Source organism: Dokdonia sp. PRO95 (assembly GCF_000355805.1).
Lineage (GTDB): Bacteria > Bacteroidota > Bacteroidia > Flavobacteriales > Flavobacteriaceae > Dokdonia.
Map to the genome: position 1 here is coordinate 2686864 of NZ_CM001837.1, position 18450 is coordinate 2705313.

The 18450-nt window shown below is 38.0% G+C and carries 20 protein-coding genes; 8 read left to right on the forward strand and 12 right to left on the reverse strand.

Translation table 11 applies throughout. From position 1 onward, the window contains the following. Positions 1-75: 75 nt before the first annotated feature. From D017_RS12145 to yajC, 3 genes are read left to right on the forward strand one after another with little or no spacing between them, the layout of a single operon-like run. Positions 76-987: a transcription antitermination protein NusB gene (locus D017_RS12145; protein WP_035336795.1), complete on the forward strand. Its 912-nt coding sequence runs from the start codon at positions 76-78 to the stop codon at positions 985-987. Positions 988-1033: 46 nt separating this feature from the next. After that, positions 1034-1492 (forward strand): DUF1573 domain-containing protein, encoded by a 459-nt coding sequence (locus D017_RS12150; protein WP_035336796.1) that lies wholly within the window; start codon positions 1034-1036, stop codon positions 1490-1492. 5 nt (positions 1493-1497) lie between these two features. Next, positions 1498-1797 carry a preprotein translocase subunit YajC gene (yajC, locus tag D017_RS12155; RefSeq protein ID WP_035336797.1) on the forward strand — a complete coding sequence of 100 codons (300 nt, stop codon included), beginning with the start codon at positions 1498-1500 and terminating at the stop codon, positions 1795-1797. A 367-nt stretch (positions 1798-2164) separates the two neighbouring features. Here the strand turns inward: yajC and D017_RS12160 are convergent, their stop codons facing one another. The 7 genes from D017_RS12160 to D017_RS12185 all read right to left on the reverse strand — a co-directional run bounded on the left by D017_RS12160 (position 2165) and on the right by D017_RS12185 (position 9581). After that, complete coding sequence (locus tag D017_RS12160; protein ID WP_035336798.1) at positions 2165-2746, reverse strand: superoxide dismutase family protein; 582 nt, start codon at positions 2744-2746, stop codon at positions 2165-2167. 81 nt (positions 2747-2827) lie between these two features. After that, complete coding sequence (locus D017_RS12165) at positions 2828-3574, reverse strand: hypothetical protein (RefSeq protein ID WP_035336799.1); 747 nt, start codon at positions 3572-3574, stop codon at positions 2828-2830. 5 nt (positions 3575-3579) lie between these two features. Beyond that, on the reverse strand, positions 3580-4083 hold the full coding sequence (locus tag D017_RS12170) for a hypothetical protein (RefSeq protein WP_035336801.1): 504 nt from the start codon (positions 4081-4083) through the stop codon (positions 3580-3582). 176 nt (positions 4084-4259) lie between these two features. Beyond that, the gene (locus tag D017_RS12175; RefSeq protein WP_035336803.1) at positions 4260-5474 is read right to left on the reverse strand and encodes a bifunctional alpha/beta hydrolase/OsmC family protein; all 1215 of its coding nucleotides are present in this window, start codon (positions 5472-5474) and stop codon (positions 4260-4262) included. Between the two features lie 227 nt (positions 5475-5701). Continuing rightward, a complete protein-coding gene (locus tag D017_RS15540; protein ID WP_343215436.1) occupies positions 5702-5887 on the reverse strand; it encodes a DUF2490 domain-containing protein in 186 nt (61 codons plus the stop codon). A 14-nt stretch (positions 5888-5901) separates the two neighbouring features. After that, on the reverse strand, positions 5902-6384 hold the full coding sequence (locus tag D017_RS12180) for a DUF2490 domain-containing protein (RefSeq protein ID WP_262485444.1): 483 nt from the start codon (positions 6382-6384) through the stop codon (positions 5902-5904). Positions 6385-6386: 2 nt separating this feature from the next. After that, positions 6387-9581 carry a hypothetical protein gene (locus D017_RS12185; RefSeq protein WP_035336805.1) on the reverse strand — a complete coding sequence of 1065 codons (3195 nt, stop codon included), beginning with the start codon at positions 9579-9581 and terminating at the stop codon, positions 6387-6389. A gap of 249 nt (positions 9582-9830) precedes the next feature. Between D017_RS12185 and D017_RS12190 the strand changes: the two genes are divergently transcribed. The 3 genes from D017_RS12190 to D017_RS12200 all read left to right on the forward strand — a co-directional run bounded on the left by D017_RS12190 (position 9831) and on the right by D017_RS12200 (position 13157). Further along, positions 9831-10424, forward strand: a complete 594-nt coding sequence (locus D017_RS12190; RefSeq protein ID WP_035336806.1) for a fasciclin domain-containing protein — start codon at positions 9831-9833, stop codon at positions 10422-10424. An 87-nt stretch (positions 10425-10511) separates the two neighbouring features. After that, positions 10512-11633 (forward strand): VWA domain-containing protein, encoded by a 1122-nt coding sequence (locus D017_RS12195; protein ID WP_035336807.1) that lies wholly within the window; start codon positions 10512-10514, stop codon positions 11631-11633. Between the two features lie 57 nt (positions 11634-11690). Further along, positions 11691-13157 carry a sigma 54-interacting transcriptional regulator gene (locus D017_RS12200; protein ID WP_035336808.1) on the forward strand — a complete coding sequence of 489 codons (1467 nt, stop codon included), beginning with the start codon at positions 11691-11693 and terminating at the stop codon, positions 13155-13157. A gap of 149 nt (positions 13158-13306) precedes the next feature. Here the strand turns inward: D017_RS12200 and D017_RS12205 are convergent, their stop codons facing one another. The 5 genes from D017_RS12205 to D017_RS12225 form a co-directional block, all read right to left on the reverse strand. Continuing rightward, complete coding sequence (locus D017_RS12205; protein ID WP_021778981.1) at positions 13307-13687, reverse strand: LysM peptidoglycan-binding domain-containing protein; 381 nt, start codon at positions 13685-13687, stop codon at positions 13307-13309. Between the two features lie 61 nt (positions 13688-13748). Then, positions 13749-14558, reverse strand: a complete 810-nt coding sequence (locus D017_RS12210; RefSeq protein WP_051583903.1) for a head GIN domain-containing protein — start codon at positions 14556-14558, stop codon at positions 13749-13751. Then, entirely contained in the window at positions 14555-15643 is a 1089-nt protein-coding gene (locus D017_RS12215; RefSeq protein ID WP_035336812.1) for an acyloxyacyl hydrolase, read from the reverse strand. The genes D017_RS12210 and D017_RS12215 overlap by 4 nt, the downstream gene beginning before the upstream one ends. Positions 15644-15721: 78 nt before the next feature. Continuing rightward, a complete protein-coding gene (locus tag D017_RS12220) occupies positions 15722-16297 on the reverse strand; it encodes a hypothetical protein (RefSeq protein ID WP_035336813.1) in 576 nt (191 codons plus the stop codon). Positions 16298-16300: 3 nt separating this feature from the next. Continuing rightward, the gene (locus D017_RS12225) at positions 16301-16990 is read right to left on the reverse strand and encodes a Sir2 family NAD-dependent protein deacetylase (protein WP_035336814.1); all 690 of its coding nucleotides are present in this window, start codon (positions 16988-16990) and stop codon (positions 16301-16303) included. A gap of 55 nt (positions 16991-17045) precedes the next feature. Between D017_RS12225 and D017_RS12230 the strand changes: the two genes are divergently transcribed. Both D017_RS12230 and D017_RS12235 read left to right on the forward strand, forming a co-directional pair. Next, complete coding sequence (locus D017_RS12230; protein ID WP_035336815.1) at positions 17046-17705, forward strand: RNA methyltransferase; 660 nt, start codon at positions 17046-17048, stop codon at positions 17703-17705. Between the two features lie 101 nt (positions 17706-17806). Continuing rightward, positions 17807-18442: a peroxiredoxin-like family protein gene (locus D017_RS12235; protein WP_035336816.1), complete on the forward strand. Its 636-nt coding sequence runs from the start codon at positions 17807-17809 to the stop codon at positions 18440-18442. Positions 18443-18450: the final 8 nt, after the last annotated feature.

The window sequence follows — 18450 nt, forward strand, 5'->3', positions numbered from 1 at the left end:
TCTTTTTTCATTTTATAACTATATTAAAAGTTCTTTGTCGCTATGTTAAACAGACGCCATATCCGTGTCAAAGTAATGCAAACCATCTACGCACTAAGTAGTAAGGAGCATTTTGATCTTCAACAAGAAGATAAATTTACAGTGGAGAGTATGAACCAGATGTATAATCTGTATCTCTTAATGCTAGATTTGATGGTGGAGGTTCACGCTTTCGCGAAAGCGGAACAAGAAAAATTCTCTAAAAAGATTCTAGCAACCGAAGAAGAAAAAAATCCCAACACAAAGTTTATCCAAAACCAAGTGCTTGTCAAACTATCTGACAATGCAGAGTTGCGCGATGAAATAAGTAAGCGCAAACTGAAAAACTGGAGAATAAACGATGAGTATGTAACACTTATTTATAACGAACTTATAAATAGTGAGTTATATGCCTCTTATATGGAACAAGAAGAGTCTGATTTTAAATTAGATAAAAAGTTCCTTGTTGCTGCCTACACAGAGATCATTGCTCCTAATGATAAGCTATATGATTATATAGAGGATGCTCGTCTTACTTGGATAGATGATATACCTATGGTAAACATGGCTGTATTAAAGCGTATAGGGAAGATGAAACCTGCATCTCCAGAATCTATGTTGCTTCCAGTACTCTTTAAGAATGATGAGGATTTACTATTTGGAACTACCTTACTAGAGAAAACCGTTGCCAATGAGGAGTTTTTATCTTCTGAAATTTCTGCAAACACACCTAATTGGGATAAAGAACGTATCGCAGATGTAGATATGGTATTGATAAAAATGGCACTTTGCGAATTTTTGAAATTCCCTACCATTCCTGTGAAAGTAACTATCAATGAGTACCTTGAGATTGCAAAGGAATACTCAACACCTAAGAGTAGCATTTTTATAAACGGAATCCTTGACAAGCTCGTAAAACAGTATGAGTCAGAAAAAAGGTTAAAGAAAGAGGGTAGAGGTTTGAAATAACTAAATTTTCTTATTTTTACATATCATTATTTAATAAAAAACAACAATGAAAAAAGGTTTATTAGTATTAGGAGTACTTTCGGCTATGTTATTTACTTCATGTAAGGAAGATGCGGCTAGCAAAGTAAAAGAAGAAAATGTAGAAGTTGCTGCAGCAAGAGATGCACAGGCTACTGTTTATCCAGTTATAGCTTTTGATGAATCTGAATTTGATTTTGGAAACATTGAAAAAGGAACAACTGTAGAGCACAAATTTACATTTACAAACACTGGTAAAGCACCATTAGTAATTGTAGATGCAAAGAGCTCTTGTGGTTGTACTATACCAGAATATTCTAAAAATCCAGTAGCTCCAGGAGAAAAAGGAGAATTACTTGTAAAATATAACGGTAGTGGTGCAAACCAGGTAACTAAAACCGTTACAATCAAAGCAAACACTGAGAAAGGTACAGAAACTGTACTTATCAAAGCATTTGTAAACCCTGCTGCAGGAGCAGCTAAATAAGCAATATGGGCGAAGGAATGCAGGGCATACTAGGCCCACTTTTACTCTTTACGGTATTTATAGTATTTTTTATTGTATTGCCACAGCGTAAAAAAATTAAACAAGAAAAGAACTTTGATAAAGATCTTAAGAAAGGAGATCGCGTGATCACTAAAAGTGGTTTACATGGTAAAATTCTTGAGCTTAACGATAACGGTACTTGTGTATTAGAAACAATGTCAGGTAAGATGAAATTTGAGAGATCTGCACTATCTATTGAGATGAGTCAGGCCTTAAATAAACCTGCTGGAGAAGTTAAGAAGTAATCTTATCAAAAGAACTTATTATAAAAAAAGCCCTCGCATTTGCGAGGGCTTTTTTGTTTTTAGAGTCGCGTCCTTAAAAAAGTGAAAAGTTATCCTTAGAATAAGAACAACTTTTTGAAAATCAAGATGTATTTGACTCACCTAAAAAGGCAATGTTCTGTACTTTGAGTTTATGAGGAAATGAGATAAGTCATATCATTAAAGTTCGTGCTTATTAAAAATGCAGTATACAATTAGCAAATGGAGCTTAATTAAGGTTTTAAAACATGATGATATGTGACATTCTTAGATATGCCCTCGCAATTGCGCATAAAAAAGCCTCACCATGATGGTGAGGCTCTTAATATAACTTTGTGAGTGACCTTTCTTATTTAATAATCCCTCCACAAGAGATGCGCTTACCTGCAGCACCACTAGGTTGCGATGTAAAGTCATCTGTACCTTGGTGTACAATAATTGCTTTACCTACGATATCTTTTTTTGGATCTCCACAACCTATACACCACTGGTCTGTGCTCATTGTGATGGTTCCATTTCCGCTTTCATCGGCAGGGAAGTTTCCTATATCACCTTTATGATATCCCTCTGTTGCGCCCCACTTACCGTGTTGCTCGTTTGTAGGATTCCAGTGTCCTCCTGTAGATTTTCCATTTTCGCTAGAGCAATCTGCACTCTCGTGTATGTGTATTGCGTGCATACCCTCGTCAAGACCACCTATAACGGCTGTAAAATTTACTTGGCCGTCTTCTTCTTTAAACACTACGCTACCTGTAGCTTTGCTGCCACTTTTAGGTTCAAGTTTCATTATAACTTTTTGAGCTACGGGTGCAGCAGGAGCTTCTACTTCGACAGCTACTTCTTCTACTTCTTCCACTTTCTTTGCATCTTTCTTACAACTTGCTAGGGTAGCAGTAGCTAGTATTGCTAGAGTAATATACTTCAATTTCATAATTTTAGATTTTGTGATTAGTATTTATAACCTCTAAGATACCAAGGCTAGCTTAGAAATACTAAACATTTATAAAACCTTTTAGATACTTATAGTACTCAGTGCTGGTGTATCGGTAATATTCTGAGGGTTTAGTGCATATTGAAATACACCGCTTTCACCTACTGCAATAAGCAAGTCACCTTGAATGATTACATCAAATGCCAGTTTATCAATACTATGCACTAGTACAGATTCTGCAGGGTTTGAAACATCAAATATTTTAATTTCATCATCACATACGATAAGGTAATCACCATAAAGGCCTAATCCTTTTGGGAATGTGAGCTGGCGAACGTTAACAAGCATAGGATTGAGCACATCAGATACGTCATAAACCTCTAGCTGATTTACAAAACCATTGCAACCTAAGTCACTCCATAAGGTTACAAATGCATATTGGTCATTTGCTACCACGGGATCACAAGAAGTGAAGTGCTGTACAGAAGATAATTGTTCTGGAAACTCTGGATTATTTACACTATAAATAAACATCCCATTACGAGAACCTATATAAAGATAATCCCTGTAGCTGAATAGTGTTTCAATATCAAAACCTATGCGTACCGTATTAACCAGTACTGGCTCTGTGGTATTTGCAATATTAAATACATTAAGATCTTCATTATCTACCGTATAGAGGTAGTTGCCTTTTATAACAAAGGTTGCAAGTGAGCCGCCTTGACCTACACTATCTGCTGTGCTCAAAGATTCACCACTGCTATTTCCGTCAGAACTACATCCTAATGCAACTATCACTAGGGCAATTATGTATATATACTTTTTCATCTTATTTAATCTTCAAGTTCGTAATCAATGATAATTTCTCCATCTGGGATGTCGTGTATAAATCCATCTGGAGATATTTTAGGAGGAAATACCTCTCTAATGCGCTTTGTTACTTGCAAGTTTGCTGTTTGTTTATCATAAGTAGCCGCAATAAGGTCTACAGCTTGATTGATGTAATACACATTATTTTTAATTGCGAGATCTGTTGCTCCAGGTGCCTTTATATAGGCAAGAGCAATAGGTGAAGATGGATTTTCATTATCAAAAATGTGAAAACCCTTGTTCTTTTCGTTTACAAATAGTAAACCATTAAGAACATAAATTTTACCTGAGTTTACAATGGTTCTAGCGTCTTCAAGAGTGACGCTTGCTTCAAACGTAGGGCGATCAAGTGTAATCGCATCATAGTTTGTTAATAGGTCAATGGTATCTACATCATCACTGTTTCTGTCTGTTACACAGCTCAGTAGTGAGAAAGATACGAGTAGTAGGATACATACGTGTTTCATATAATATAGTTTTGCATAAGATGCAGTAACTATCTATACGTTGCGTGTGCTAAGTAATAGTTTACAATTTAGTAACCTATGTGGTAAAAAAGTTCGAAATGAACTTGAGATTCTTTTCGAACTTTTGGCATAATTAATATTGGTTTACGTGAATACGCTTTCGCGAAAGCGTAATTCTAACTAAGCGTTGTTATTACCTGTGTCTCGCTATGAAGGGTTTTGTGTACTGGGCATTTGTCTGCAATTTGTAAAAGACGATTGAGCTGCTTCTCATCAAGATCTGACGTTATTTTAATCTCACGATGAAAGGTATCAATCTTTGCCGAAGGGTTATCTTCACAAGCAACACAATCTTGAGCGTGCGTTTTACTGTAACTGGTGTGTACCTCAACGTTTTCTACAAGCCACTTTTTGCGCTTTGCATACATCTGTATGGTCATTGCGGTACAGGCAGAAAGACTACCTGCGAGTAACTCATACGGGGTAGGACCATAGTCGTTTCCGCCTACGCGTACCGGCTCATCTGCCTTCATATGGTGATTACCTAATTTTAGTAAGGTTGTAAAGCCCTCCTCGTCATCTAGGCTTGCCACCACTTGAAAGGTGGTTTTTATGGTTTCTTGAACAGGTTGCGGTATATATCTCGCGGCCCATCCAGCAATTATTTTACCTACGTAAGCTGCATTTTCTTTATCAATAAGTAAGTGCTCAGATCCATCTAGGGTTACAAAGCTCTTAGGGTGATGAGCGGCGTGGTATATTTCTTCGGCATTTTTTATAGAAACGGTATCGTCTTGAGGTGAGTGGAGTATAAGTAAGGCTTCGTGAAGGTTACGAGCAGCTTCTACACAAGAGTTTTCTTCTAGATTATCTATAAACTGCTTTTTAAAAGTAAAGTCACGCCCTGCGAGTTTTACATTAGCCTGACCTTTATCTTTTATTACTGAAAGCTGAGAGCCTAGTTGCTTTTGTACGTGTACTGGGTTGCTAGGAGCCCCTATAGTTGCGACAGCCTTTATCGTATCAATCTTACCACCTGCAAAAATTGCTGCAGCACCACCTAGCGAGTGTCCCACAAGTAAAGAGGGCGCTTTGTATTCTTTGGCAAGAAAATCTGCAGCGCTTATAAGATCATCTACATTACTGGAGAAGTTTGTATCTGCAAAGTCACCATCACTGTCACCTAAACCCGTAAAATCAAAGCGTAACACGCCAAAACCTTGAGAGGCAAGTGCTCTACTTACATTGCGCACAGCACTAAAATCTTTTGTACAGGTAAAGCAATGTGCAAAAATGGCAAAGTTATGTGGGTCTTGATTTGCAGGTAGATCTAATCTTCCAGCCAATACTTCTCCGTGTGCATTTGTAAAGTTTATTTTACTCGATCTCATAATACGTAATATGTTTAATGGTTGTAGCTCTTCTGTCGAAGGAAAAAGGGCAACCTATCTTTAAAGAATTTAATGTACGATTATTACGTGTAATTAATATACAATAAAGGTTATCCTTCTTGTTTTTTACACAATTATCATATTTTTCTATTCCGCTTTCGCGAAAGCTTAAAAAAAGAAAACCCCAATCATAAGATTGAGGTTTTTTAATCGTTATAGGTATGTTATCATCCTTTTTTATTTCGCCAGTCTGTTTTTATAAAAACAGCGAGTTGAAACCTGTCATAGGTGTCTACCGCAAAATCATTTTTGAGATATCCAATTTGTGCACTTAGGTTCTCGCTAAAGTTGTAGCCTAAAGCGCCGTAGAGTCTATTCTGTCCAAAAAAGTCATTCTGCAGATTTATAAAAATCTCATCATATGCGGTTAGAAACCATTGTCATTAAGAGGGTAGGTTACTCGTAAAAAGTAACGTGCTCTATGCTCTGTTGTGTTCTCACCAGCAGGTCTATTTATAAAACGTTGCTCTAGTCGATATCTATGGCTAAAGTTAAACTTGCCAAGACTATTTTTAAGAACAAACTGCTCATACAGACGATTTTCATTTACATTCTCTTCACCTGCAAACTCAAGAAAGTTTGTGTCTGTGGTGATGTTACCATACCCAAAAGAAGCCATAGCCTTATCTGATATATGGTAGTTAAGAGCCGTACGCAGGAGTAGCTGATTAAAGTTACTCCCAAACTCATACGTTCTATATTGTGCCTCTGCGTGTATGCTTAGCTTTTCTGATATTCTATTATTTGTAAATATCATTGCCCACGCGCCTAGATCATCTTCGCCACGGTCTTGGGCTTGTAATGATACAAGAGATGAGAATAATAGTAATAAGGCTAAAAGCTTTTTCATACTTAGTCTAATTTAAACGTTTTTATCTCTTTAAAGCTACTTACATCCATAGCTTTTAGCGTAGTTTCAAATGGCGCCCACTCCGTGCTAAAGAATGTATTAGTCTTCTCTAGAGCGCTCTGTAGCTCATTACGTGCGTGTGACATAAGAGTAGTCTCTGTCGTAGTAAGTCCGTTAGGGCGACTACGTACATAACCACTGGCAGCACCTATACGATTCATCACTGTGATTTCTGGATTACGTGTGATACCTTGCCTTTTATCTACCTTACCTATGTATAATGCGATTACCTCATCTATGCGCTTATCCATATCTTTTATAGAGGCTAGCTCATCTTTATACGCCTTTTTATCATCAAGTTTGTTAATCATTTTCTTGTAATCATTTGCAAGGTTCTTGCTCTCTACAAGTTGTTTTACAGCATCTGCGGCTACTTGAGTCATCGCTTCAAGATCTTTGGCAGCATTGTAACTATCGTCTATTGCTTTTTGCGGAACATCATACCTTGGGTCGCTCTCTACTGTGATAGCGCTCTCGCTTGTTTGATCTCCATATTGCATTACAAGCTTGTAAGTTCCTGGTTTAACAGAAACTCCTCTAGGTTCATTCTTACGTTTTCTTATGCGTCTAGATGGGCGATCACCACCAGACTCATTCATATACCAAGTAGTTTTATAAATACCTGTACTGTCTGGAGTTTTCCACTTGAGGTGACGTATCTGTCTAGCACCATCATATATTTTAAGGTGGATAGAATCCCAAGTTACTTTTACCTCATCTGCTTCTTCGGCAGCTTTATCATCGCCTTTTTTCTTTTTATCTACTTTTTGTTTAGTTACATAGTAAGCGATTTGCGCACCGCTTTTTCTGTTCTCACCGTTATAAATGGCATCTGCTCCAAAACGACTTCCCGTAGGTTGCTGGTATGATGCGTCATATGCAGTAGGAGGGGTGAAGAGTTGTAGCTTTCGCGAAAGCGTACTTCTATCACTCGCTATCTTACGCAGTGGTCTTATATCATCAAGAACCCAGGCTGCACGCCCAAAGGTTCCAATCACAAGATCCTGCTCTCTAGGGTGAATTACTAAATCTTTTACCGAAGTAGTAGGGAATCCTTTAGTCCATTTCTGCCAGTTGTTACCTGCATCAATAGACACATAAAGACCGTCATCTGTACCTAAGAACAAAAGATTCTTTTCTTCTGGATCTTCTATAATTGATAACGCATAACTCTGCACATCATTCTCATCTACAATGCGCGTCCAGCTTTTACCATAATTTGTGGTTCTGTAGGCATAAGGAGTGTAGTTAAAGCGTCTATAGTCGTTTGCAACTAGAAGCGCTTCACCTTTATTCTTATCACTTGCTTTAATTTGTACTATCCAGCTTCCTTTTGGTAAACCTTTTAAGTTATTAGACACTTCTGTGTAAGAAGCTCCGCCATTTGTAGTATAATGTACACGGCCATCGTCTGTACCTACCCAAAACATATCTTTTTCAAGCGGAGAAGGTTCTATAACAAGAATGGTAGTGTGATTTTCTGCACCAGTGGCATCCATAGTAAGACCGCCAGATTCAGATTGCTTCTGTTTCTCTGGGTCGTTTGTTGTAAGGTCTGGAGAGATTACTTCCCAAGTGAGTCCCTTATCTGTAGACTTATGTACAAACTGACTACCAAAGTATATAGTACTGTTATCAAAAGGATCAATATTAATAGCACTGTTCCAGTTAAAACGAAGTTTTACATCTGCATCTGGGTGCGTAGGCTTTACACCATAGTTATTTCCTGTTTTGTAATCATAACGGCTCACAAACCCCTGCTGACTCATAGACCACCCGTACTGGCTATCATCGCGATCTGGCACTACGTCAAAACCATCTCCAAAAGAGATTTCTTGCCAGTAATCGTTACGTATACCTTGAGCTTTCCATACATAGGCAGGTCCTCTCCACGATCCATTATCTTGCATACCTCCATATACATTATAAGGAAACTCATTATCTACATTAATGTGATAAAACTGAGCTACAGGTAAGTTACCTATAAAACGCCACGTCTTACCACCGTCTTTTGTGATGTTAAGACCGCCGTCATTACCGTCCATCATAAACTTCCCATTATTAGGGTGTATCCACCAGGCGTGGTGATCTGGGTGTACACCGTTATCTACACCGTAAGCGCCCATAAGTTGGTCAAAATTCTTCCCACCATCTTCAGACACGTTTACATAGGTAAATACAGAAAACACACGATTTTCATTTTGTGGATCTACGTGTATATCACTATAGTAAAATGGTCTGTTGCCTATGTCACTCTTGTCATTAATCTTTTTCCAGTTAAAGCCGCCATCATTAGAGCGGTACAATGCATTCTTCTTTGCTTCTACAAGCGCATAAACCACGTTAGGGCTTCCAGGCGCAATAGAGAGACCTATGCGACCTAGTTCTCCTTTAGGAAGTCCATCTTGATCTGTAAGCTCTTTCCAAGTGTCACCACCATCGTGCGTCATATACATACCAGAACCTTCACCACCAGACTTAAAGAACCAAGGGTCACGTTTGTGCTCCCACATTGCTACAATAAGTTTATTAGGATTTGTAGGGTCCATAACCATATCTGCCACACCAGACTTGATGTTTGTAAATAAAACCTTGTTCCAAGTTTTACCACCATCTGTAGTTTTAAAAACACCACGTTCTGGGTGTTCTCCCCAAGGAGAACCTATAGCACCCACATAAACCACATCTGGATTAGTAGGGTCTATAATAACACGGTGTATGTGACGAGTTTTTTCTAATCCCATAGATTGCCACGTCTTACCGCCATCTAGTGATTTATAAACACCATAACCACCATTAAGGGAGTTACGTGGGTTTCCTTCACCTGTACCTACCCATATCACAGATGGGTTAGATTGCTGTATCGCTACCGCTCCTATAGATGCTGTGAGCTCGTTTTCAAAAACAGGATCCCATTTTATTCCTCCAGAAGTAGATTTCCATAAACCTCCAGAAGCTGTACCTACGTACATTACATCTGGATTATCTGTAACCACATCTATAGCAGTCACACGACCAGACATACCGCCTGGGCCTATGTTACGGGGTTGTACATCCTTGAGCAAGGACATATCAAGTTTTTGAGCAGATACTACTGTGCAGATGCATAGCAGTAGGAGTGAGAAGAGTTGTTTCATTATAAAATTTTGGTTGAATTATAATGACCTTTCGGTCAAGGGACTAAAGTTAATTAAAAGACAATCTTAATTTCTTAAATAGTTGTTAATGGATGCGCTATGTTTTAAAGGTTTTATTCACGCTTTCGCGAAAGCGTAATTGTATCCCTAATAAGGTCTTATGAAATAATTAACAAGACATTGGTATAACATTAGCTTTTTGTTTAAGAATATGAACATATCTTTGAACAAATAAAAAAACCAATTGTTATGAAAAAGATTTTATTAATGGCAGCAACAGCAGGATTATTATTTGCTTCTTGCGCCGAAGGAACTAAAGAAAAAGCAACAGAAACAAATGAGGAAGTTGCACAAGCAGTAGTAGAACTAGAAGAGCCTGTGGTAGAAGAGCCAGGTACAATAGTAGATATCGCTGTGGGTAATGAAAATTTTACAACACTAGTAACAGCTGTAAAAGCAGCAGGACTTGTAGAAACTTTGGCTAGTACGGGACCATTTACTGTATTTGCACCTACAAATGATGCTTTTGCAAAACTACCAGAAAGAACTGTAGGTACTCTAGTAAAGCCAGAAAACAAAGCAATGTTAACAGATATCTTAACCTACCACGTAGTAGCTGGTGAGTATATGGCTGGAGACGTAGTTGCCGCTATTAAAAAGAACAATGGTTCTTTTAGTACAAACACAGTGATGGGAGAGCAAATTACTTTAATGATGGACGGAGAAAATGTTGTTATTAAAGATGCAAAAGGTGGGACATCTGTAATTATTATGACAGATGTAGATGCTTCAAACGGAGTGATACACGCTATAGACACCGTAATTATGCCTAAAGGGAAGTAATTACCACTCACTTTTAATAAAGAATTAAGAAGCGCCTCTGTCGAGGCGCTTTTTTATTGACCTATTAGGTAGTAATTTTATACAGCTATGAGAAAACAACAAAATAGGAGCGGTTTTGTATTCAAAACCTATCACGCTCCGCAAAAACCCCTTTTTGATCAGCTGCTTGATATATTTCAAGAGCTCATCACCCACACCTCTGGTGATTTTGACGAGGCGATGGACTGGCTAAAAGAGCTTGATAAAGAATATAAACTCACAAATGATGAGTATACCTTAGACGACTTTGTACAAGAGCTTAAAGACAAAGGCTACATACGAGAAGAAGTTAAGCCAGACGGTAATAACGGCACGGCTATCACAGAAAAGACAGAGCGCGCCATACGTAAGAGAGCCCTAGATCAAATTTTTGGTAAGCTTAAAAAGAGCTCTCAGGGTAACCATAGGTCAAAACTTAACGGTAGAGGAGATGAGCATACTGGTGATTATCGCGAGTATCGTTTTGGTGATGGGCTAGAGCGTATCTCTATGACAGAAAGTTTGCGTAATGCCCAAATTAATAATGGTGCAGAAGATTTCCGCTTACGCGAAAGCGACCTCGTGGTAGAAGAAACCCACTTTAAGGCACAGATGAGTACCGTACTTATGATAGATATATCGCATAGTATGATACTCTATGGAGAAGATCGTATTACTCCAGCCAAAAAGGTAGCGATGGCACTTGCACAGCTTATCACAACGAGGTATCCAAAAGACTCTTTAGATATAATTGTATATGGGAACGATGCCTGGCCTATTAAAATTAAGGATTTACCGTATTTACAAGTGGGGCCTTATCACACTAACACAGTAGCAGGTCTTAATCTCGCTATGGATATCTTGAGACGTAAGCGTAACTCAAATAAACAGATCTTTAATATTACAGATGGTAAGCCATCTTGTATAAAGCTTAAAGACGGGCGCTACTATAAAAACCCAAATGGACTAGACGAGTATATTGTAAACAAGTGTTACAGTATGGCTAGACAAGCACGTAAGCTTCATATACCTATCACAACATTTATGATTGCAAATGATCCTTACCTGCAACAGTTTGTAGATAATTTTACTGAGGCAAACCAAGGAAAAGCGTTCTATACAGGACTGCAAGGTCTAGGGGAGATGATCTTTCAAGATTATGAAAGCAACAGAAAGAAAAGAATAAAATAATTGTAAAAAAAAAAGAATAGATACCTCATTGTGAGATGAGGTAAAACAAGAATAGCTATGAATCATACAGAAATAAAAACACTTGGAGCTCTTAAAAAAGCATCGTGGACATCTAGAAGTATAAAAGAAGAGTTGCGCGAGCACCTTATATCAAAATTACAAGCCGGTACACCTACATTTACAGGTATACACGGTTATGAGCATACGGTTATACCAGAACTAGAAAGAGCCATATTAAGTAAACATAATATCAATTTATTAGGGCTACGTGGTCAAGCAAAAACTAGACTTGCACGTCAAATGGTAAATCTCCTTGACGAATGGATGCCTGTAGTAGCAGGATCAGAAATTAATGATGATCCGCTTAATCCTATCTCGAGGTTTGCTACAGAGCTTATAAAGGAAAAAGGAGATGACACACCTATCGATTGGGTACATAGATCTGAGCGCTTTGCAGAGAAGCTCGCAACACCAGATGTAACTGTGGCAGATATAGTAGGTGACGTAGATCCTATAAAGGCAGCAAACCTTAAATTAAGCTATGCAGATGATCGTGTGATACACTACGGAATGATTCCTCGTGCAAACAGGTCAATTTTTGTAATCAACGAGTTGCCAGATTTACAAGCACGTATACAAGTGGCTTTGTTTAATATTCTACAAGAAGGTGATATTCAAATACGCGGCTTTAAATTGAGACTACCGCTTGATATGCAGTTTGTATTCACTGCAAATCCAGAGGATTATACAAATAGAGGTAGCATAGTTACACCGCTTAAAGACCGTATAGGCTCTCAAATACTCACTCACTATCCAGAAACAGTAGCTATCGCGCGTACTATAACAGATCAAGAAGCAAATCTTGACGAGCGCCAGAAAACTAAAGTACACGTACCTAATCTAGTAAAAGATCTTATAGAAGAGATAGGTTTTGTGGCTAGAGAGAGCGAGTATATAGATGAGAAGAGTGGTATAAGTGCACGTATGAGTATAACTGCATTTGAAAACTTAATGAGTACAGCAGAGCGTCGTATGCTATTATCTGGAGATACAACTACTACAATACGATATTCTGATCTTATGGGTATAATTCCTGCGATTACCGGAAAGGTAGAATTAGTATATGAAGGAGAACAAGAGGGAGCAGATGAGGTTGCAAAAATTCTTATAGGTGATGCAACGCGTTCACTTTTTGATGATTATTTCCCAAAGATCGAAAAGCTTGTAAAGGATAATCAAGAAGATCCTTATGGTGATGTCTTGGCTTGGTTCTTTGAGCAAAGTGGTTTTGAACTTGAAGATAATTTGACTGACAAAGAATACAAATTAATGCTAGACAGCATTACTCCTTTAGAAGAACTCGTAAATAAATATCAGCCCGAAACAGTAGAGGAGGACCGCTATTTCTTAAAAGAGTTTATCCTTTTTGGACTTGTAGAATATAAGAAACTGAGCAAATATAAACTCACCACAGGGATGCGTTTTAATGATCTTTATGGAAATTACATCTCAGGATTAGGATAATTTTAGAATATAAACTATTGATTTATATAATCATTGTAAGTATTTGATTTTAAATACTTAGTGTAGAATTTTTAGATTAGACTAAAATGCAAAAAGCTCCCGAATTGGGAGCTTTTTTTATGATTGTAATTCAATGTTGTTATTGAATATTATCCTAGATTAGGAATCACAAGATTCTGATCTGGATGTATAACATCTGGGTTTTTAAGGATGTCTTTATTTGCTTCAAAAATCTCTTTGTACTTCATTGCATCTCCATAATAATGCTTTGCAATCTTGCCTAGTGTGTCTCCACTCGCAACTGTATGACGTGCATAAACAGATGTGTCTGCAACTTTAATGTCTGCTACAATGTCACCTGGATTTTCTCCTCCAGCCGCTTTTATAGCATCCCAAAGTTGGTTTTTCTCATATTGATTTGTTGCAGTACCTGTTACGTGAAGTACTCCATTTTCTTCTTTTACATCTCCGTTCTGGATGTTAAGTTTTTCTCCTAGGTCAAGAACGTTTTGATATTTTGCTTTTACCATTATTTAAGTTTATTGTTATTACTGATTAAAAGATACAATGTTTTCTACAATTAAATACTTTTTAGTCTTCAAAGATAAGTTGTCCCGTAAATAGCACTTCTACCTCGACTAAAGGTGGTTCCTTTAAAGCAATTACATCACCTGTGGCGTGTATGGTGCCTTTGAGACTGTTTATGGGGTTAAACACCATCGTTGCGGCGCTTGTGTGTCTAAACTGGATATCATCCACTAGAAAGTCTCTCCCATCAAACTGTGGAAACTCATCACTAAAGTTGATATTCATTTGATCTGCTCTACCAGATATTTTAAAGTTGCTAGAACCATTTGCAGATATTGTTAATGACGATACATCAAGATTCAGATAGATGTTCCCACTTTTATTAGGATCGTCTATATTGATACCGTTTGGGCTTGTATTACTCCATATCGTGAGAGATGGGTAGGTCAGAAGTCCTTCACTTTCTATGTCAAAGGAGGATGCTTGCCTTATAAAATTAATGTTAGGGGACGTTATTGTAACTAACGTTCGTCCATACTCTCTTAAAATATTGCAACTATTATTATTTTGTAATACGAGTGTTTCCTCGGTCACTTCAAAATATAGGTCTGATACAAGATTTTCGCCTGTTTCAATAACTACTTGTTGTTCAGATCCTTGTTTTAGGATCACACGAATGTCATCTTCCATTTGGATTTTTGTGAACACAGGTAATTCAATTTCATAAGTGATGATATCACCATCCGTTTGTAAGCAATCATTTGCATTTTCTGTATCACAAGAGAATAGCAGTGCGATATGAAGGAGTAGGATGAGGTTGCGCTTTCGCGAAAGCGTACTTAAAAAATGTACTATTTGTCTTTGTAAACTCATAATCTTATGCCTAATCCAAATTCTATTGCTTCTGCCTTTCCTCCATGGGTTTTTACAGACACGCTACCAAAGTATTTTTTGCCAAAGGTGCGTTTAAGTCCTACGCGTTGATAAAATCTTCCCTCAAAATCATATGGATAATAAAGGTAATATCCCGCATGTGTTATTAATGCTGTATTGTTGAGGTGTAGCTCATGACCAATAAAGACTCCTGCGCGTTTCCAGTCTTGGTCTCGGGTGACCCCACGGTTAGGAAAGGCCACAGATAAGAATTCAATTTCATTATCGAGAAACTTCGAAAAGAAAGCCTCTACACCAGCAAGAACAGTGCTTTTTTTGCTCAATCTCTTATCTGCATACGCAGAGATTATTACAAATGGCTCTCTATCTAAGCCTATAAAATCACTTTCATTGACTCCAGCGCTTATGGCTAGATTATAGTGAATAGGCTCTCTGTATGATACTTTTTTTCCTTTAGGAATCAATTCTGGAACAGCTTGATCTTTGTAAATGAATCCTGCATTAAAAGCGAGGGTATTTGTACTGGTGTTGGGTGCTCGTAAGTTTCCGTTAGAGCCGTGCAAGAAAGTAAGTCCCGTTTGAAAAGAAAGTGCAGGGGTGATAGCTTGTTTGTAATTAAGCATTACGAGTGTTGCGCTAAACAAACGAGAGCCATATGCGTTATTCTCTACATTAGTTTTCAAATCAAAAGGATTTGTAGTGTACCCAATTCCTTGGCCTATTCTAAACATGAGCTTGCGATTCAAGAAATAGAAATTGTAGTGAGCCAGAGCATTATAGGTATCTCCTAGACTTTCGTTTTTTAGGTCTTGATATGCAAATGTGAATCCCCAGTCTGGATAATTATACAGCCTTTCCCACTCCTTCAGTCCATAAGTCTTTCTATTATAGCTGAGAATGAGTCCTTCTGGATGCCCGGTGATAAGGGAGGAGACATCTTTATTATGTCTTAATATACTGCCGTAAAAATAGTTAGCTTCTAGTTCGTAAGGTTGTACATCCTGAGCCTTTACTTTTATTATGGTAAGTAAAGTGATGGTAGCGATAAGTAGTTTGTGCGTCATAGCGTGGCTTTGCGAAAATATCAATAAATTATTGAGATATCTTTTATTTTATAGACATCGCTTATGTCTCAGCGGGATTTAATTTTTTTTACGCTTACTTATCCATGAGCTTACATGTCTGCATCTTGCCTTGAAAGCTGCACTACCAGTGGCATACCCATCTTCCATGATGCGTTTTAAATCTCTGTGAACCCAGTCAATTTCTGTTCCTAAATGATATAATGTAGTCATAGAATACGCTTTAATAGCGACTTTCTGATCAGTTATTAACCAATCAAAAGCAGTGGTAACCATGCGCTCTCTTTGAATTCTGGCTAGGGAGGCTCTCGTTTGTGGGTTCTTCATTTTATAGTAGGAGATAGCGAGCTCCTCACAGATTTTACTCACAGGTCGCAGTGCAGCATCTTGATAAACAGTATGCATCTTAGTTGTAAATAACTCAAGATGTGGAAGAATGGTTGTGATGTCTTCTTTGGTTGCAAACTCCGCTATCCATCCTGCTTTGGGAGATCTAGTGTCATCTACCATAAATAGAATTTCTAGAACGAGCTCCATAAGACCAGGTTCATTTGTGATTAATTGTGCGTAATATGCGCGTTTCTCTCGCGAGTGATTTACATACGCTAGTTCATCATAAAGTTCGGATAAGGTCATTGGTTAAGTTAGATTCATTAAGGTTTCAACAACCTTCTTTATTCCTGTTGAAGCTATTTCTGGTACGATTGTAAGGCGATCTCTTTGACTTATTGCGGGTTTGGGGTCTATGAAATAAATTTGAGCATTAGCTTTTGCAAAGTCTATGAGTCCAGCCGCAGGATATACTTGCATAGAAGTTCCTACAATGATTATATAGTCCGCTTTACTGACAACTTCTGCTGCTTTGTCTAGAAGAGGTACTTCTTCACCAAACCAAACAATATGGGGTCGCAACTGTGAGCCTTTTTTACACAAATCTCCCTTATGCAAATCGGTTGTCCATGATTTTACATTGCTTTTATCCTTGGTGCTACGCACTTTGAGCAGCTCTCCGTGGAGGTGCATCACATTTGTGCTGCCTGCGCGTTCATGCAGGTCGTCTACATTCTGAGTGATAATTGTCACATTGTAATCTTTCTCTAGTAGTACAAGATCTTTATGCGCATCATTAGGTGTGACTTCAAGAAGCTGTCTTCTTCTATCGTTATAGAAGCGCAATACTAGTTCTTGATTATTGCGCCATCCTTCTGGGGTAGCGACCTCCATCACATCATGACCTTCCCAGAGACCATTTGCATCTCTAAAGGTTTTGAGTCCGCTTTCGGCACTTATTCCTGCTCCAGAGAGTACAGCTATTTGTTGTTTAGACATGCTTGTTTGTTTTGCATTTTAAAAGTACAGTATCTTTGGCGTGTAAACAACAATCATGGATCAAGAGCTTCTAGCATATTTACAATCATTTCTTACAGAAAGACGTGTTCAATTATTTGATAAGGTGCTCAAAGAGCGCACAAATCATTTTACCGTTGCGGTAGAGGATGTATATCAATTACATAATACTAGTGCTGTAATACGCAGCTGTGAGTCATTTGGGGTGCAAGAGTTGCATGTGATTGAGGAGGTTAATGTAAAGAGGATAGATCGTGAGATTGCAATGGGGGCTCAAAAGTGGGTAGATGTACAACGTCACAGTAGTGCTAAGCAATGTATACATAGCTTAAAAGAGCAAGGTTATAAAATTGTTGCTACATCACCTCATAAAGATGCTCACCGTCTAGAAGATTTTGATGTTACCCAGAAGTCGGCAATTTTCTTTGGTCGCGAGACAGAGGGGCTTAGTGAGGCTGTACTTGATATGGCAGACGACTTTATTTATATTCCTATGGTGGGATTTACAGAAAGTCTCAATATCTCTGTCTCTGCAGCAATAACCCTGCAGCATATTATGACAAAACTTAAGCAATCAAACATGGGCTGGCAGTTTACAGAACAAGAGCTCTTTGATAAAAAACTAGCGTGGACGCGCAAGATGATTAAGGATGTGGAGGGGATTGAGCAGCGATTTCTTGAGGCAAGAGGGGAGTGATACGCTTTCGCGAAAATTTGAATTACAAATACATTAGCTGTCAATAAGTGTAAAGTTGATCTATTTTTATAGAACAACAGAGAAATTTAAAACATCATAGTATGAAACTTACTGAATCACTAAAAGAGCTAGCAGATAATAGCGTAAAACGTCACCCTGGCGCTGCTCAGGATATAATGAGAAAAGCCATTGAAGATCTCAAGGCTACAAATATGTTGGAGCATGCGGTAAAGACAGGAGATCAATTTCCAGACTTTGAGTTGCCAAATGCACAAGGTGAAACTGTTAGTCTGAGTGAGCAATTACAAAAAGGTAAGGTAGTGCTTACTTTTTATAGAGGTGGCTGGTGTCCTTACTGTAATTTAGAACTTAAAGCTTTTCAGGAAGTATTGCCGCAAATTAAAGAGAAAGGTGCAACGCTTATTGCAATCACACCAGAAACACCAGATAATTCTTTATCTACTAAGGAGAAAAATCAGCTAGATTTTGAAGTCCTTACCAGTGAAAATAACGAATTAGCAAGATCACTCAATTTGGTTTTTAAACTTCCAGAGGCGCTTGCAGAATTATATGGAAAATTTGGTATTGATCTTTTAGAGAGTCAAGGTAATGATGAAAATGAGCTTCCTATAGCGGCAACATATATTATTGAGCAAAGTGGAAAGATTTCTTATCACTTTCTTGCAGAAGATTATAAGCTTAGAGCAGACCCAGAATTAGTGTTAGCTGCATTGTAGAGTCACGT

What these genes read in the sequence shown, in the direction of transcription:
- D017_RS12165 (WP_035336799.1), bottom strand. Translation starts at nt 3,574, where the DNA reads ATGAAAAAGTATATATACATAATTGCCCTAGTGATAGTTGCATTAGGA.
- D017_RS12210 (WP_051583903.1), bottom strand. Translation starts at nt 14,558, where the DNA reads ATGAGTTTACAAAGACAAATAGTACATTTTTTAAGTACGCTTTCGCGA.
- D017_RS12190 (WP_035336806.1), top strand. Translation starts at nt 9,831, where the DNA reads ATGAAAAAGATTTTATTAATGGCAGCAACAGCAGGATTATTATTTGCT.
- D017_RS12235 (WP_035336816.1), top strand. Translation starts at nt 17,807, where the DNA reads ATGAAACTTACTGAATCACTAAAAGAGCTAGCAGATAATAGCGTAAAA.
- D017_RS12220 (WP_035336813.1), bottom strand. Translation starts at nt 16,297, where the DNA reads ATGACCTTATCCGAACTTTATGATGAACTAGCGTATGTAAATCACTCG.
- D017_RS12195 (WP_035336807.1), top strand. Translation starts at nt 10,512, where the DNA reads ATGAGAAAACAACAAAATAGGAGCGGTTTTGTATTCAAAACCTATCAC.
- D017_RS12225 (WP_035336814.1), bottom strand. Translation starts at nt 16,990, where the DNA reads ATGTCTAAACAACAAATAGCTGTACTCTCTGGAGCAGGAATAAGTGCC.
- D017_RS12160 (WP_035336798.1), bottom strand. Translation starts at nt 2,746, where the DNA reads ATGAAATTGAAGTATATTACTCTAGCAATACTAGCTACTGCTACCCTA.
- D017_RS12145 (WP_035336795.1), top strand. Translation starts at nt 76, where the DNA reads ATGCAAACCATCTACGCACTAAGTAGTAAGGAGCATTTTGATCTTCAA.
- D017_RS12185 (WP_035336805.1), bottom strand. Translation starts at nt 9,581, where the DNA reads ATGAAACAACTCTTCTCACTCCTACTGCTATGCATCTGCACAGTAGTA.
- D017_RS12230 (WP_035336815.1), top strand. Translation starts at nt 17,046, where the DNA reads ATGGATCAAGAGCTTCTAGCATATTTACAATCATTTCTTACAGAAAGA.
- D017_RS12175 (WP_035336803.1), bottom strand. Translation starts at nt 5,474, where the DNA reads ATGAGATCGAGTAAAATAAACTTTACAAATGCACACGGAGAAGTATTG.
- D017_RS12170 (WP_035336801.1), bottom strand. Translation starts at nt 4,083, where the DNA reads ATGAAACACGTATGTATCCTACTACTCGTATCTTTCTCACTACTGAGC.
- yajC (WP_035336797.1), top strand. Translation starts at nt 1,498, where the DNA reads ATGGGCGAAGGAATGCAGGGCATACTAGGCCCACTTTTACTCTTTACG.
- D017_RS12200 (WP_035336808.1), top strand. Translation starts at nt 11,691, where the DNA reads ATGAATCATACAGAAATAAAAACACTTGGAGCTCTTAAAAAAGCATCG.
- D017_RS12215 (WP_035336812.1), bottom strand. Translation starts at nt 15,643, where the DNA reads ATGACGCACAAACTACTTATCGCTACCATCACTTTACTTACCATAATA.
- D017_RS12205 (WP_021778981.1), bottom strand. Translation starts at nt 13,687, where the DNA reads ATGGTAAAAGCAAAATATCAAAACGTTCTTGACCTAGGAGAAAAACTT.
- D017_RS12150 (WP_035336796.1), top strand. Translation starts at nt 1,034, where the DNA reads ATGAAAAAAGGTTTATTAGTATTAGGAGTACTTTCGGCTATGTTATTT.
- D017_RS12180 (WP_262485444.1), bottom strand. Translation starts at nt 6,384, where the DNA reads ATGAAAAAGCTTTTAGCCTTATTACTATTATTCTCATCTCTTGTATCA.